This window comes from Sphingomonas sp. 320_CC, from assembly GCF_059691795.1.
The window spans coordinates 148,674-162,883 of sequence record NZ_JCAWAE010000005.1; the positions used below are offsets into that span (position 1 = coordinate 148,674).

The following is a 14,210-nucleotide window of genomic DNA, read 5'->3' on the forward strand; positions in this document are numbered from 1 at the left end:
GTTGGGAAGCGAGGGGATGGGCGTGAGCGTCCGATTGTGGGTCTGCATTAAGATCGCCGCTAGGGATCGAGCACTAAACTATGATCGCGGGCATGCTTAAGCACGAAGCTTGAGCCTTTCGTTCAAGAGTCGGCGGCATCGCCTGTGCGGTAATTCAGCGGCCCGCCAGATACTGGGCCAGCGGATCGATCATATCCTCGGGGATGCGGCGGGCGATGACCGGCATCGTCGATTGCGATTTGCGGGCGTCGACCACCGTCTCGTCGCCGCGCCAGTTGCGGAGGCGTTGGGCGATGTAGCTGGCGCGCTGGCCGGCGAGGACGGGGTAGGGCTTGCCGGGAGAATGGCAGCTCGAGCACGCGGGGAGCTGCACCTTCGGCAGCCCTTCGCGGTCGATCCGGGCGGCCGCGGTCGATCCCGATGGCGTTGCGCGGCCGACTCCCGGCAACACCGCGAAGTGATCCGCGAGGCGCGTCATGTCCCCGGGCGTCAGCGTCGTGGCGGCGTTCGCCATCACCGCGCTCTGCCGCTTTCCGGTCGCATAGGCTTCAAGCGCCGCGCGGAGATACGCGGGACTCTGCCCACCGAGGACGGGCATGTCGGGTTGGCCGCGGCCACGTCCGTCGGCGCCGTGACAGCCTGCGCAGGTGGCGATCTTGGCATCGGTGACGCCCGGCACTTCGGTCAGCGAGCGATAGGTCGCGGGCGACATCTCGGGCAGCAGGCGGACGAAGGCGACCATGCGGCGGACTTCGTCGTCGCGGTCCTTGGCGGCCCAGCCGGGCATGCCGGTATATTTGACGCCGTGCTTAAGGATCCAGAAGATCTGCTTGTCAGTCCACTCGCGCGCGTTGACCGCGAGGTTAGGGGCAGGGGGCGTCGCGGCCTGCATTACGGGCAGCGGACGGACGCCAGGCGCGCCGTGGCACGAGGCGCAGCTTGCCTTGAACAGGCCGGCGGCGCTGACGAGCCCCTCTTTTGCCTTGGGATCGTCGGGGGCGGTGACCGCGGCGTAGGTGCGGACCGAGTTGCGCATCGTCCAGTGGAGGAACCAGTCGGTGATCTTCCAATGGCCCGACGACGCGGCGATATTGAACACGCCCGACCAGGCGAACAATAGCCCGGCGAGTGCCAGTGCAAGAATCGCGGCAGCGGCGCGCGCCCAGGTGATCCGGATCGTCATGCGGTCGCGCTCCGTGTCTTCAACAGTCCGCCGAGCATTGCGAGCCCGCCGATGAAATAGCTCGCCGCGCCGACCATCAGCATGACGACACCGCCGAGTTGCTGGTCTTCGAGTGCGTCGAGGCCGTGTGTTGCCGGGTGCATCGCCATCATCGCGTAGAGCGGTCGCGGGGCGAGGCCGATCAGCGCTCCGAGCAGGGTCATGTGCATCGATGTCAGCAGCAATGCGGCAACGCCTGACGCGCGACGGTCGGTGGCGCCGCCAATGCGCGTCCCGAGCACTGCGCTCCACAGGAGGACGCCGGCAATGAGGAAGCTCACTTGCTCGATCAGCAAGGCAAGCGGCTGCATGTCGACGCGGAGCCTCAGCGCGGGGAGGTGCCAGAGCCATACGACGACGAGTTCGACGAGCGACATCGCGAGCGGGGTAACGATTGCAGGCCAACGCTCGGCTGGGTCGAAGCGGCTCCCGGCGATCCCGTAGGCGAGGAACGGCGCCGCGACCGCGACTGCGATCATGTGCCCTGCCATGTGGCCGACCATTCCGAGCGGTGCTGCTGCGAAGGCCCAGCCGAGTGGGACTAGCGCGGCGCCAAGCGCAAGGCTTGCGCGTCTCATCGGCAGTCGCCAAACATAATGACCGGTAGGGCCGTGAAGATCACCGCGACGAAGCTTAGTCCCGCCAGCAACCGCGTCGACAGCGCGAGGAAGCGGAGGCGGTCGATCGCTGTCCCCTGTTCGTGCGGGGCCGGATCGCCGGGCGTCTCTGACTGGACGCGAGCGATATAACCAGCCGCAACGATCCCGAGCAGCGCAACGATCGTCGCGATCAGCGTGGCCAGCGGGAAGCCGGTCAACGCCGTTCCCGGAGTCGGGGATTTCGCGCAGGTCACCGCGACCCACAGATAGCAGAACAGGAAATGCACGGCCCAGATCGTCGGCGGGACGATCAGCGTCCACAGCGTCACCTTCAGGTCGCGAGCCCAGTGCTTCCGGTCAGATTTGGGCTCTGTCATGCGACACCCGGGAACAGGCCGATCGTGCAGAACGTCACGATCCCGGTCAGCGCGAGGAAGTGATGGTACACGGTGATGTTGCGCAGGTCCGCGTCATAGACCGGCGTCATCTTGCCTGCGAGGCTGCGCGCGAAGGTGTAGGCCTGCATGATGACCCCGATCGCGGCGTGCACCGCGGTCCAGATCGCCAGCGTCCAGACGATCGCGGGATAGACGTGGAGTTCGGGATCGAGCCCCGAATACCACGGCCCGGCGAGCCCGGCGAACAGGCTCGACAGCGTCGCGACGATCCCGACGACCAGCAGCGCGCGTCCCGCACCAACGTTGCCGCGGCGATGCACTTCGCGCGCGCCGACGGTTGCGGCCCAGCCGGTCAGCGTCAGCGCCAACGCGACCATCGGCCAGAATACGCCCGGCCCGTTCAGCCCTGTGCCGCTCGGCGGGAAATCGTTGTGGATCGTCCAGAAGAAGAAATAGCCGAACACCAGCCCCGAGAACGCGGTCGCGTCGGCCATCATCGTGATGAACATCGCCCACCAGCCCGGTGCCGATGGCCCCGACGTGTACAGCGGCACCTCGATGCCGTGGCCGATATGCTTGGTCGGCTTTTCGGGGATCTCGGCGGTGCCGGTCCACAGCCACCACAGCACGCAGGCGAGCGTCGCGACGCCGCTGACCGCCGACCAGATGTAGAGATGGTACGTCGTCAGGATGAATACGCCGGCGAGCGCGACCGCGGTCATCATCGGCTTCACGCTCGGCGTACCGAGGCGGATCACCTGCAACGGGCGCGCGTCGAGCACGGTCGTGATGATCGACTCGCGCCGCATCTCCTCCGCGTCGGGCAGGAAGAAGCGCCCCTCGTCGACTTTCTGGACGAAGTTCTTCTGGTCCCAGATCGGATAGCGGCTCTCGATCAGCGGCACCGAGCGGATACCCCAATCCTCGTCGTCGGGCAGTGCGAGCCATTCAAGCGTCCCGGCATTCCACGGATTGCGCGGGGCCTTTGGGCGACGCGGCGACAGCGCGAGGTCGATGCAGACGATCAGCACGCCAGCTGCGAACATGTACGAACCCGCGGTCGAGGCGAGGTTGAGGCCGCCGATCCCGAGTTCCTCTGGGTACGTGAACACGCGCCGCGGCATGCCGAGCAGCCCCGACAGATGCATCGGGAAGAAGGTCAGGTTCATGCCCACGAACATGATCCAGAACGCGATCCGCCCGAGCTTGTCGCTGAGCTTCTTTCCCGTCACCAGCGGCCAGTAATAATACAGCCCAGCGAACAACGGCAGCAGCGTGCCGCCGATCAGCACGTAATGCAGATGCGCGACGATGAAATAGGTGTCGTGCGCCTGCCAGTCGAACGGCGCTACCGCGACCATCACGCCGGTCAGCCCGCCGATCACGAACACCGCCAGGCTCCCGCTCGCATAGAGCAGCGGCGTCGATTTCTTGACGTTGCCCGCCCACAAAGTCGCGATGAACACGAAGATCTGCACGCCGGTCGGGATCGCGACGGCTTCCGAGGCGGCTGCAAAAAACGCGAGGCTGATCTTGGGTAGCCCGGTCGTGAACATGTGGTGGACCCACAGCCCGAAGCTTAGAAACGCGGTGCCGACCGCGGCCAGCACGATCCACGGATAGCCGAGCAGATGGCGTTGCGCGAAGGTCGGGATCAGCATCGCGAACAGCGCGATCGACGGCAGGAAGACGATGTAGACTTCCGGATGCCCGAAGATCCAGAACAGGTGCTGCCACAACAGCGGATCGCCGCCCTTCTCCGCGTTGAAGAACGGCCAGTTCAGCAGCCGCTCCATCTCGAACAGCACGTCGCCGGCGATCAAAGGCGGAAACGCGAACAGGATCATCACCGCGACGACCAGGATGTACCAGGCATAGAGCGGCATCAGGTTGAGCCGCATGCCCGGCGGGCGGCATTTCAGCACGCCGACGATCAGTTCGACCGCGGCCGCCACCGACGACACCTCGATGAAGCTCAGCCCCAGCATCCAGATGTCCGCGCCGAGCCCGCTTAGGTCGGTCCGCGTCGTCAGCGGCGGATACATGAACCAGCCGCCATCGGGTGCCGCGTCGAAGAAGATCGAGCCCGACACGAACACGCCGCCGATCAGGAAGCTCCAATAGCCGAACCCCGACAGCCGCGGAAACGGCAGGTCGCGCGCGCCGAGCAGCTGCGGCAGCAGGATGATCGAGACCGCCTCGAACATCGGCACCGCGAACAGGAACATCATCATCGAGCCGTGCAGCGTGAACAGCTGGTTGAACGTGTTCGCCGTCACCAGGTCATTGTTCGGCACCGCCAGCTGCGTGCGCATGATCAGCGCTAGCACGCCCGCGAAGAGCATGAACCCGAACGCCGTCAGCGTATACCACACGCCGATCCGGTTGTTGTTGACGTCGGTCCAGCGGAAGAACCAGCCGGTCGGCGGCTTCCACACTTCACGCAGACGATCTTCCTGGCCCTTGCGGACCGCGGGATCATTCTGGTCGGGCGCGATATATTGGGTGCTCTCGGTGGTCATTTGAGCCCCTGAAGGTAGCTTGCGATCTGGTCGGCTTCGGCGGCCGACATCTGCGGGAAGGCCGGCATCCGCACGCCGGGCTTGGTCTTGCCGGGATCGCGCACGAATCCAGCGATGTTGGCGTGCGTCATCGGCAGCACGCCCGCGGCGAGCGTCGGGCGCGACCCAAAGTGTGTCAGATCGGGGCCGATCTTCGCGACCGGTCCGATGCCGCGGACGCTGTGGCAGCCGCTACAGCCGTAACTCGCGAACAGGCGCGCGCCGGGCGACGCGGTAACGATAGCGGGCTTGCGCTGCTCGGCGAGCCAGCGCTCGAACGCGGTCGGCTCCATCGCGATCACGTCGAACGCCATCAGAGCGTGGCCGAGCCCGCAGAACTCCGCGCAGACGCCGCGGTACGTCCCCGCCTTGGTCGCGCGAACGACGAGACGGTTGGTGCGGCCGGGGATCATGTCCATCTTGCCCGCCAAGCCCGGGACCCAGAAGCTGTGGATGACGTCGGGGCTGCGGAGCAACAGCTCGACCGTGCGGCCGACGGGCAGGCGGAGTTCGTTCGCGGTCTCGACCACCGATCCGCCCGGCGGCGCATAGCGGACGCGCCACCAGAATTGCTCGCCCTCGACGCCGATACGCAGGTCGCCGTTGGCCACCTCGCGTGGTCGCATTGCGGGGAGGGAGTAGAGCAACAGGCCCAGCAGCAGGATCGAAGGCCCGATGCCGCCTAGCCAAAGCACCAGCTTCATCCCGCCCTTGTGCGTCAGCCGACCTTCCGGCGCGCGCATCGCGTGGCGCATCAGCAACGCGAGCCCGCCCGCCAGAATGATTGCGCCGATGACCAGAACGATCGTGATCGAGAGGACCTTGTCCGCCTCCTCGCCGAACGGCGCGAGCGTCGACTGGTGCCGGTTGCATGCCGCCATCAGCGGCAGGCACGCGCCCACGGAAAGAAAAATAGCCTTCCGCATCATCACCTTGCCACCCTTTAGAAGGGCGTCCTCTAAACAGGCTGGCAGGGCTGCGTAAACCCAAAATGACAGAAATGTCATGTGGGGATGTCAACCGGAGCGGATCATGTAGGCATGCCCGACCTAGACGTTCGGTTCGTGCCGCCGGAGTAGCCGAGCAAAAAAGGTCTGTTGGCGATAGTCCGTCCGGCTTTCAGCTAGGCTCCAGACTCTCACCGCCGAACTGCAACATTAGACCGTCTCCGCACGAGCGCTCCGCTCACCCGGATCGGTAACCCATGTATGGTACATTGGCGTGAGGTTTATCTACAAGCCTTTGACGCTGATCTAATCAGTTTCCAAATGTCTGATCGAACGACGGCTGCCCTTGCTTGTGTGACGATCCATACGGAAACTACGGCAAACCTAAGCGTTTAGGATCAGGATTGTTTGGAGACATACAATGGCAGACGACAAGAGCAAGACCGACGGCCGTGATCGGAGTCGTGTCTCGGGAAGCGAACCTTACGAGGTCGAGTATTTTTCGCAAAAGCATGGGCTTAGCGCGCAACAGGCACGTGACCTGATCGCCGAGGTTGGCAACGACCGCGAGAAGCTCGACGCGGCAGCAGGAAAGCTAATTGGTGAGCGCGGCAAAGCCTAAGAGCTTCTGCTCGGCGCTTCCGCGCCAACCTGAATTACATCGAACAACGACTACGCTTGTAGGCCACGGCAGTGCCCAAAGCCTGTCGGCAGACTTTTCTTCAATTCACAGTTAAGTCTCTCCCATCGTTCGGCCAATCAGGAGGCGGAACGCTTCCGTCGGACGGCCTTCAGTTTGATCCAGACGGGGGCGTGGTCGCTGGTCTTCTCCCACCCTCTGACGTGATGATCGACCTGCGTGTCCGCCAGTCGCGCGGCTGCAGGGGCGTTCAGGAGAAGATGATCGAGCCTTAGCCCGGCATTGCGACCATACGCGTTCCTGAAGTAGTCCCAGAACGTGTAGATCGTTTCGTCGGGATGCTTTGCCCGTAGCGCATCCAGCCAACCCTGATCGATCAAACGAAAGAACGCGGCTCGGACTTCTGGCGCAAACAGCGCGTCCTTGATCCATCGTTCCGGCTTGTAAACGTCCATCTCGGTCGGCATCACATTGTAGTCGCCGGCCAGCACGACCGGCGCATCGGTGTCGAACAGCGTGGCCGCATGAGCAATCAGGCGCTCCATCCAGGCGAGCTTGTAATCGAATTTCGGACCCGGCCTCGGATTGCCATTGGGTAGATAGAAGCCTGCGACCAGAATGCCGCCAACGGCCGCTTCGAGATAGCGGCTCTGAACGTCGTCCGGGTCGCCAGGCAACCCGCGCCGCGTCTCGACGGGTTCTGCGCCACGAGCGAGAATAGCGACGCCGTTCCAGCTCTTCTGGCCCTGCCAGATCGCGCCATAGCCAGCCGCCTCGATCGCACTCAATGGGAACTTCTCGTCCGGCGCCTTCAGTTCCTGCAGGCAGACGACGTCGGGTTGTGCTTCTTCCAGCCAGCGCAGAAGCACCGGCAGGCGACCGTTGATGCCATTCACGTTGTAGGTTGCGATCTTCATCGGGGCGCCAAGCGAACAGAGACGATCATAGGTCGGGCAAAATTTGGTCAGCGCGCCCCCAACCGACCAGATCCTTTGACGCTGCGCGCTTCAGCAGCGCGCCTGCATCGCCGATGTGCCAGCCCGATGCGCGGTCGAGTTTAGCGAGCTCTTCCCACGTGATGGGTACGGCAACGGGCGCGCCTTCGCGAGCACGAGCACTATACGGCATGACAGCCGTCGCCCCGCGCTGATTGCGAAGATAGTCGATGAAGATGCGTCCTGTTCGCTTGGCCTTTGCAAGGGCTGCGGTAAATCGATCGGGTTCGGACTGGGCCAGGACGAGTGCCAAGCGGTGTGCGAAATCCTTCACGGCCGGCCACTCGGCCTGCGGCGTCAGCGGCGCGATGACGTGAATGCCCTTTCCGCCCGTCACCATCGGAAAGGTCTCAAGACCCATCTGGGCCAACACGTCGCGGACCTGAAGGGCCGCGGAAATGACGTCCTTGAAATCGAGGCCTTCATCAGGATCGAGATCGAACACCAGCCGGTCGGCCTTCTCGACGTCCTCGATCCGCGCACCCCAGCCGTGGAACTCGATCGTCCCCATCTGGACGCAGGTGACGAGACCCTCGGCATCATCGACGAACAAATAGGGTTCGTCATGTCCGTCCTTCTCGGCGATCCCGACATGGTGGACGTGATCGCCGAAGCTGCCGGCGTCATGCTTTTGGAAAAAGCACTTCTTCCCTCGGCCCTGCGGACAGCGGACCAGGCTTATCGGGCGACTTCCGCACCAAGGCAGCATGATGCCGGACACAGCCTGGTAATAGTCGGCGAGCTGGCCTTTGGTAATTGCGGACTCGGGAAAGATCACTCGTTCCCGGTTCGTCACCCGGACTACGGACGGCTCGGGTGCCTCGAGCTTGGCAACGGGCGCAGGCTTCTCGACGACGACCGCCTCCGGTTTCTTGTCCTGACGCAAACCCAGATAGCTGGAGTGGCGCAACACCCCGTCGCTCGTCACTTCCATGAACGCTACTTCGGCAACCAGCTGCGGCTTGATCCAACGTGCGCCGCGTACGGCTGCGCGTGGTGCGGTGACGGTCGGCTTCGTGACGGCCAGCGGCGTCATCAGATCCATCAGCTTGTCGATCTCCTTGCCCGTATACCCTGTTCCGACCTTGCCGGCATAGCGGAGATGACCGTCCTCGTTGACGCCCAAAAGGAGCGACTTGAACCCTCGCTGCTTGTCGGACGGCAACCAGCCGACGATGACGAACTCCTGTCTCTGGATACACTTCGTCTTCAGCCAGCTGCCGGACCGCGAGCCGACATAGCGCGCGTCCGCGCGCTTCGAGATGACACCTTCGAGGCCTTCGGCGCAAAACATGTCGAACAGCTCCTCACCGCGGCCGACGATGTGGTCCGAGTAGCGGATCCGGTCGGTGCCGCCCGCGAGCAACGACGCAAGCTTCGCCTTTCGCTCCGATAGCGGTTGTCCGGTCAGATCCTCACCGTCGAGTGCGAGCAGGTCAAACGCGTAGTACAGGATCGCGTCCGGGTCTCCTTTGAGCGCAGCTTGCAACGCCTGGAAGTTGGTCTTGCCGTCGGCATCAACGACCACTGCCTCACCATCGATGAGAGCAGACGAAGCATCCAAATTTGCGGCGTCGGCAACGAAGCCGGCAAACTTTTCCGTCCAGTCCATTCCGGACCGGGTATAGGCACGCCCCGTACCGCCACCGACCGCCACCAGCGTTCGATACCCGTCATATTTCATCTCGTGCAGCCAGGCGTTGCCGGCGGGCACATGATCGACAAGCGTCGCGAGCTGGACAGGTTGGAACGGCGGAGGCGAGCCTGCCTTCTCACGGCTTGTCGATCGTGATCTTGCAGCTTTCGTCGCAGGCTTTGCGGCAGGCGTTGGGGGCGCACCCGACTTGCCTCGCTCGCCTGCGGCGATCTGTTCCATAGTCAGGCCGCTGACGACCCCGGTGAGGTGTGTTCCTAGGTCCTCTGATCCGCCGACCTGGTCGTCGGTGACCTTGCGCAGGATCCAGTTCTCGCCCTTCTCCTTTCCGCGCGGCTTTAGCCTGAAGAGCATCCATTCGCCTTTCAGGCGCTGCCCATGCAGGAAGAAGTGGAGATGCCCCTCGGGCAGCGTCTTGCTCGGGTCCTTGCCAGCGAGCGGTTCCCACGTCCCCGTGTCCCACAGCATCATGGTTCCGCCGCCATATTCGGACTTCGGGATCGTGCCTTCGAACGTGGCGTACTCGACGGGGTGGTCTTCGGTACGAACCGCAAGACGTTTGTCGTCAGGATTGCTGCTGGGTCCTCGGGTGACGGCCCAGCTCTTGAGAACGCCGTCGAGTTCGAGCCGCAAGTCATAGTGCGGGCGGGACGCGGCATGCTTCTGCACGACGAAGCGGTTGCCCCCTGCCTTAGCGATCCTGCCCTCAGGTTCGGCGGTCTTGGCGAAATCCCGCTTTTCCCGGTATTTCGCCAGGGCATCGCTGGAGGAGGAATCAGTCATGATGCTATGCCCAGTTCAGCAGGGCGAAGCTCGTGCTCCAGCTGATCCATGGTGCACGCCTCAGGTGCCTTATCGGGACGCCAGCGCAGGATGCGCGTACCGTGCCGGAACCGATCACCCGTCACCTGATCGTACAGCACTTCGACGACGAGCTCAGGCCGCAATGGGACCCACTCGCTCTCACGACCGTCGTTCCAGCGACTGGGACCGCCGGGAGCTTTGCCAGTGAAGCCCGGGGCTTCGACTAACGGCTCGAGCTTTGCGGTAAGCGCCGTGCGGTCGGCCGCGGCGATACCTGACGTGAAGCCGACATGATTGAGCCTTCCGCTATCATCGTAAAGCCCGAGAAGGAGCGATGCCACCTCGCTACCCTCCTTCACGCGTCTGAAGCCGCCTACGACGCAATCCGCGCTGCGATGCTGCTTCACCTTCAGCATGGCGCGTTCCCCGCTGCGGTAAGGCTCGTCGAGCCGTTTCGCGACGACACCGTCCAACGCCCCGCCGCTCGTTGCCAGCCAGGTCGTAGCGTCGTTGATATCGTCGCTACAGGGTGAGAGCAGAAGACCAGGCCGAGCGTGTCGGGCATGGAACGTCTCCAACGTTTTCCGGCGTGCCGAGAGCGGCGCGCTGCTGAAGTCGGTATCATCGAAGCCAAGGCAATCGAACAGCATCAGCTGCGCAGGCGTCTCTTTCGCCAGACGATCGATCCGGCTTTGCGCCGGATGCAGCCGTGCCTGAAGCGCATCGAACGAGAGGATGTCCGCGATCGGCAGGATGATTTCGCCGTCGAGCACGAAACGCGCCTGCGGGACTGATGCGATGAGCGCGACGATCTCGGGAAAGTAGCGACCGAGCGGCTTTCCCGATTTGGAAAGGATGTCGACCACCTCGCCATCGCGGAAGACCAAGGCCCTGAAACCGTCCCATTTGGGCTCATATTGCCAACCCGGCTCGGCCGGCAGCTCATTGACGAGCTTGGCTTCCATTGGCGAGGGCCGGTCTGCGACCATCAGTTCTGGTCCGTGGCGCAGCAGGCACACTGTTTGGGAGCCAGTCGTTTTGCCTTTGCTGCCTCGCGACGTCGTTCCTGCCGACTTGGCAGCGGAGCAACGCCAACCGAACTGGGAAAACCGTTAAGCTCAATCGATTTGATCACGGCATCTTTGAACATAAGATCACTCCAGACGGCTTTCAGTTATAAAAGCTCCCGGTCGCCATCTGTTCCTGCCGCTCCGGCGCGGGGATCGGTGGTCCTGATCAGAACAGCAAACCTGTGCCCCCTGCCCCTGACAAGGGACGTAATCGCTGGCCTGGTAGGGGCGGATTCAATGCTCGTTGGAGTGCCGGTCTTCGACCGGCGTGTAGTAGCGCGCTATATCCGCTTCGGTGAGCGCATGACCGCTCGATTCTTTGACAAGCGTGGCGATTTCGCCATCGGTCCTGCCAGCGTCGCGCAGCTGCTCGATCTCGTCGCTTACCATGTTGATGAAGGCGGGCACCGGGAACCGTTCCTCGCCCAGGCCTAGCGCATCGCGCATGTGCTTTTGCGCACGCAGGGCTTCGGGAAGCGTGAATGCGATATCGTCGGCCATCGAACGTGCCTTTCATGAAAAGCTAGAAACTGGTCGGGGGGCATCGGCCCTCCGACACTGAAACGCTTATGCGGTAACTGCTTCCGCCTTTGCGTTCACGCTCGACGTTGCCATCGCCGTCAGCTTGTCGTCGGTCGCATATTCCTCGTCGAGCGTCTCTTTCAGGATCGCTGCGATATCGGCGCGGCCGAGCTGGTTCGCCCAGGCGATCAGCGTGCCGTACCGCGTAATCTCGTAATGCTCGACCGCCTGTGCCGACGCGATCAGCGCAGCGTCGAGCACGGCCTTGTCCTCGATCTCGCCAGCGACTTCGTTGGCTTCCTTGATGATGCCGTCGATCGCCGGACAGGTCACTGCTTTTGCCTTCTCGCCGAGCAGGTCGAAGATGCTCTCGAGGCGTGTGATCTGCCCTTCCGTCTCACGCAGATGGGTTTCGAAACCTTGCTTCAGGGCTGGTGCCGTCGCCTTGTCGACCATCTTCGGCAAGGCCTTGGTGATCGGGTTTTCCGCGTAATAAACGTCCTGCAGCTGATGCAGGAACAGGTCGTCGAACGTCACGATGTCTTTGGAAAACAGGCCCATGATAGTGTCCTCGCTGAGCGGATAGCCGCGAAGCAAACTGCTCCGGCACCGCCGCAACGCACCGACTCCAGGGTAAGTTTCGTTCGGTTTCGCGCCGCCTCAGCGGGCTATAGATTTGCCTGCTCGTCGACTGGTAGCTCAGCGTCGGGACCATAATAGAGCTTGGCGCAGTCGTTGCGAAGGCACCCTCCCTCGATGACGATGTCGTCGCGGTAGGCGTCGCCGATGAACGCGAGCGTGTCGACGTGCTGCGCTTCGAAATACATCTCATGAACATCATCGCGGCCCGCCCCGTAAACGACGCGGCCGACCTTCGACCAGATCGACGCCATCGTGCACATGCCGCAGGGCTGCAGCGTGGAGTAGAGCGTCGCACCGCGCAGTTCCAATTCCCCCGTGCTTTCACACGCCCGTCGGATTGCCATCATCTCCGCATGCGCTGTCGCGTCCGGCAATTCCTTCGTCTGGTTGCGCTCGCCCGCGATAACCTTGCCGTCGAGAACGATCACACACCCAAGCGGCGAGGTCGAAGGATCGGAGCCCTTCGATCGGGCGATCGCAATGGCTTCGCGCATCCAGCGTTCGTCATCCTGCGTCATCGTTTCGGCTCCCTGTTACGGTCGCACAACGCGTAGCGGACACAATGGATCGTTCGGCGCAGTCGTGTTTGCTTGCCGAGGAAGGCCGAACGCTACCGTTCCTTGCTGCGGGTTGCGAAGACAGGCTCTCAGACGGTCATCTTGCAGGGTCATAGGGTTTGTGCAGGCGGACGATATCGTCATACGATCCGCGCAGCCAGGTATCGATGTCTGCCGGATCCAGAATCGTGATGATGGCTTTCGGGTGGATCGGCGCCCAACATGTTGGGATCGCACGTGACGCAGGGTACGCCGGGCCGCTTACCCGAACGTTGCCATAGAAACGATCGAAGCAGCCCCCCATCTACCGGCGCATGACCAATAGCATTCTTCATCTCGGGCTGATGGAAGACGGCGAAATCGAGCTTGATCTGGCCGCCCTAGAACTCGCAGCGCTCGATCATCCCGGTATCGATCTCGACGAATATCTCGACGAGCTCACGGACATGGAAATAGCCCTGCGCGCTGCTGACGGCGACGCAGTGAGCAGCGCTGCTCAGGCTCAGGCCCTGAGCAGCGTGATGGTTGAGGAGTTCGGGTTTTCCGGCGACCGCACACACTATGACGATCCGCAGAATGCGGACCTGATCGCGGTCGTCGATCGCAGGCTCGGTCTGCCGATCAGTCTTTCGATCCTCTATGTGGCGATGGCACGACGTCTCGGATGGTCGGCAATGCCGCTCAATACCCCCGGTCACGTCCTGGTGCGCCTTGGCGACGCGTCGGATGCGCTGATCATCGATCCCTTCAACGATGGTCGCATCGTCGCCCCTGCACAGGTGGAAGCCTTGCTGGAGCAGATGACGGGCCAGGCCCGGTTTTCCGACGGGATGCTTCCCCTGTCGAACCGGTCGGCGCTCGTCCGCCTGCTGCTCAACCAGGCGACCCGTGCCGAGCAGGCCGGGGATCCCGCACGCGCGCTGGTCCTGTACGACCGTATGACGATCGTGGCGCCTACGCATGCCCATGGTTGGTGGGAGCGCGCCAGACTTCAACTGGTCGCAGGTGATGTGGCCGGCGCCCGCAGCAGTCTCAGCGCGATGCTGGAAATTACCCGGGACGACGATCTGCGCCTGCAGGTATCGGCAGCGCTCGATGCCCTTCCCCGGCCAACGCCGTCATGAATATTGCGGTGGATCGACCCTTGCCGTGATGCCTTATCCTAAGCGCGTCCATCGGCGCTCATGCCAGGCCCGGGACTGAACCGCGTCTCTGAAACGCCAGAACCGGGTCTCGCGTGTGTGGAGACCTGCGCGGACGAGGGTCCAGCACTCACCCGTCGGCAGCTCCACGATGCGGTGAATGTGCGCAGCGTCGACATGGTAGGTTTCGCCAGGGAGTCGGTGAACCAGTTCGCTGTGCCAACCGCCGTTTGGATCCAAGTGGAACACCTCTTCGACATAGCCGCCATCAAGGATCTCGGTGTCGAAGCTCCAGGGGTGATCATGCGGGGTCGCATGCGGCTCTTCCATCTTGAACCGGTGCAGTGCGCGTCCGTCATCCAGATGGTATTTGGTAAAAGCCCGCGACATGCGCTCAACGCTGACGATCCGCGTGCCGTCGGGAACGCGAGCAATGGCTGCTCGCGGTAGTCGCATA

General features: G+C 63.1%; 14 protein-coding genes. 2 read left to right on the forward strand and 12 right to left on the reverse strand.

The features are described from left to right. Positions 1 to 154: 154 nt before the first annotated feature. The 5 genes from AC59GX_RS18915 to AC59GX_RS18935 are packed head-to-tail and all read right to left on the reverse strand — an operon-like array spanning position 155 to position 5,706. Complete coding sequence (locus AC59GX_RS18915) at positions 155 to 1,183, reverse strand: c-type cytochrome (RefSeq protein WP_426283646.1); 1,029 nt, start codon at positions 1,181 to 1,183, stop codon at positions 155 to 157. Further along, positions 1,180 to 1,800 (reverse strand): cytochrome c oxidase assembly protein, encoded by a 621-nt coding sequence (locus AC59GX_RS18920; RefSeq protein ID WP_497302259.1) that lies wholly within the window; start codon positions 1,798 to 1,800, stop codon positions 1,180 to 1,182. Before AC59GX_RS18920 ends, AC59GX_RS18915 begins: the two co-directional genes overlap by 4 nt. Further along, on the reverse strand, positions 1,797 to 2,198 hold the full coding sequence (locus AC59GX_RS18925) for a hypothetical protein (protein ID WP_426283648.1): 402 nt from the start codon (positions 2,196 to 2,198) through the stop codon (positions 1,797 to 1,799). The genes AC59GX_RS18920 and AC59GX_RS18925 overlap by 4 nt, the downstream gene beginning before the upstream one ends. Then, positions 2,195 to 4,741, reverse strand: a complete 2,547-nt coding sequence (ctaD, locus tag AC59GX_RS18930) for a cytochrome c oxidase subunit I (protein WP_497302260.1) — start codon at positions 4,739 to 4,741, stop codon at positions 2,195 to 2,197. The genes AC59GX_RS18925 and ctaD overlap by 4 nt, the downstream gene beginning before the upstream one ends. Next, positions 4,738 to 5,706 (reverse strand): cytochrome c oxidase subunit II, encoded by a 969-nt coding sequence (locus tag AC59GX_RS18935; protein WP_426283779.1) that lies wholly within the window; start codon positions 5,704 to 5,706, stop codon positions 4,738 to 4,740. The genes ctaD and AC59GX_RS18935 overlap by 4 nt, the downstream gene beginning before the upstream one ends. A gap of 442 nt (positions 5,707 to 6,148) precedes the next feature. Here AC59GX_RS18935 and AC59GX_RS18940 point away from each other — a divergent pair, with 442 nt between their 5' ends. Then, complete coding sequence (locus tag AC59GX_RS18940; RefSeq protein WP_426283650.1) at positions 6,149 to 6,349, forward strand: DUF3606 domain-containing protein; 201 nt, start codon at positions 6,149 to 6,151, stop codon at positions 6,347 to 6,349. A 137-nt stretch (positions 6,350 to 6,486) separates the two neighbouring features. Here the strand turns inward: AC59GX_RS18940 and xth are convergent, their stop codons facing one another. The 6 genes from xth to AC59GX_RS18970 all read right to left on the reverse strand — a co-directional run bounded on the left by xth (position 6,487) and on the right by AC59GX_RS18970 (position 12,572). Continuing rightward, entirely contained in the window at positions 6,487 to 7,284 is a 798-nt protein-coding gene (xth, locus tag AC59GX_RS18945) for an exodeoxyribonuclease III (protein WP_497302261.1), read from the reverse strand. A gap of 25 nt (positions 7,285 to 7,309) precedes the next feature. Next, positions 7,310 to 9,799, reverse strand: a complete 2,490-nt coding sequence (gene ligD, locus AC59GX_RS18950) for a DNA ligase D (RefSeq protein WP_497302262.1) — start codon at positions 9,797 to 9,799, stop codon at positions 7,310 to 7,312. Further along, positions 9,796 to 10,809, reverse strand: coding sequence for an ATP-dependent DNA ligase (locus AC59GX_RS18955; RefSeq protein WP_497302328.1), 1,014 nt, complete (start codon positions 10,807 to 10,809; stop codon positions 9,796 to 9,798). The genes ligD and AC59GX_RS18955 overlap by 4 nt, the downstream gene beginning before the upstream one ends. A 315-nt stretch (positions 10,810 to 11,124) precedes the next feature. After that, positions 11,125 to 11,391 carry a hypothetical protein gene (locus tag AC59GX_RS18960; protein ID WP_497302263.1) on the reverse strand — a complete coding sequence of 89 codons (267 nt, stop codon included), beginning with the start codon at positions 11,389 to 11,391 and terminating at the stop codon, positions 11,125 to 11,127. Between the two features lie 66 nt (positions 11,392 to 11,457). Continuing rightward, entirely contained in the window at positions 11,458 to 11,973 is a 516-nt protein-coding gene (locus AC59GX_RS18965) for a YciE/YciF ferroxidase family protein (protein ID WP_497302264.1), read from the reverse strand. A 107-nt stretch (positions 11,974 to 12,080) separates the two neighbouring features. After that, positions 12,081 to 12,572, reverse strand: coding sequence for a nucleoside deaminase (locus AC59GX_RS18970; RefSeq protein ID WP_056413848.1), 492 nt, complete (start codon positions 12,570 to 12,572; stop codon positions 12,081 to 12,083). A 353-nt stretch (positions 12,573 to 12,925) separates the two neighbouring features. On the opposite strand from AC59GX_RS18970, the gene AC59GX_RS18975 reads away from it, so the two are divergent. After that, on the forward strand, positions 12,926 to 13,735 hold the full coding sequence (locus AC59GX_RS18975) for a SirB1 family protein (RefSeq protein WP_497302265.1): 810 nt from the start codon (positions 12,926 to 12,928) through the stop codon (positions 13,733 to 13,735). Between the two features lie 33 nt (positions 13,736 to 13,768). Here the strand turns inward: AC59GX_RS18975 and AC59GX_RS18980 are convergent, their stop codons facing one another. Continuing rightward, entirely contained in the window at positions 13,769 to 14,209 is a 441-nt protein-coding gene (locus tag AC59GX_RS18980; protein ID WP_497302266.1) for a hypothetical protein, read from the reverse strand. Position 14,210: the final 1 nt, after the last annotated feature.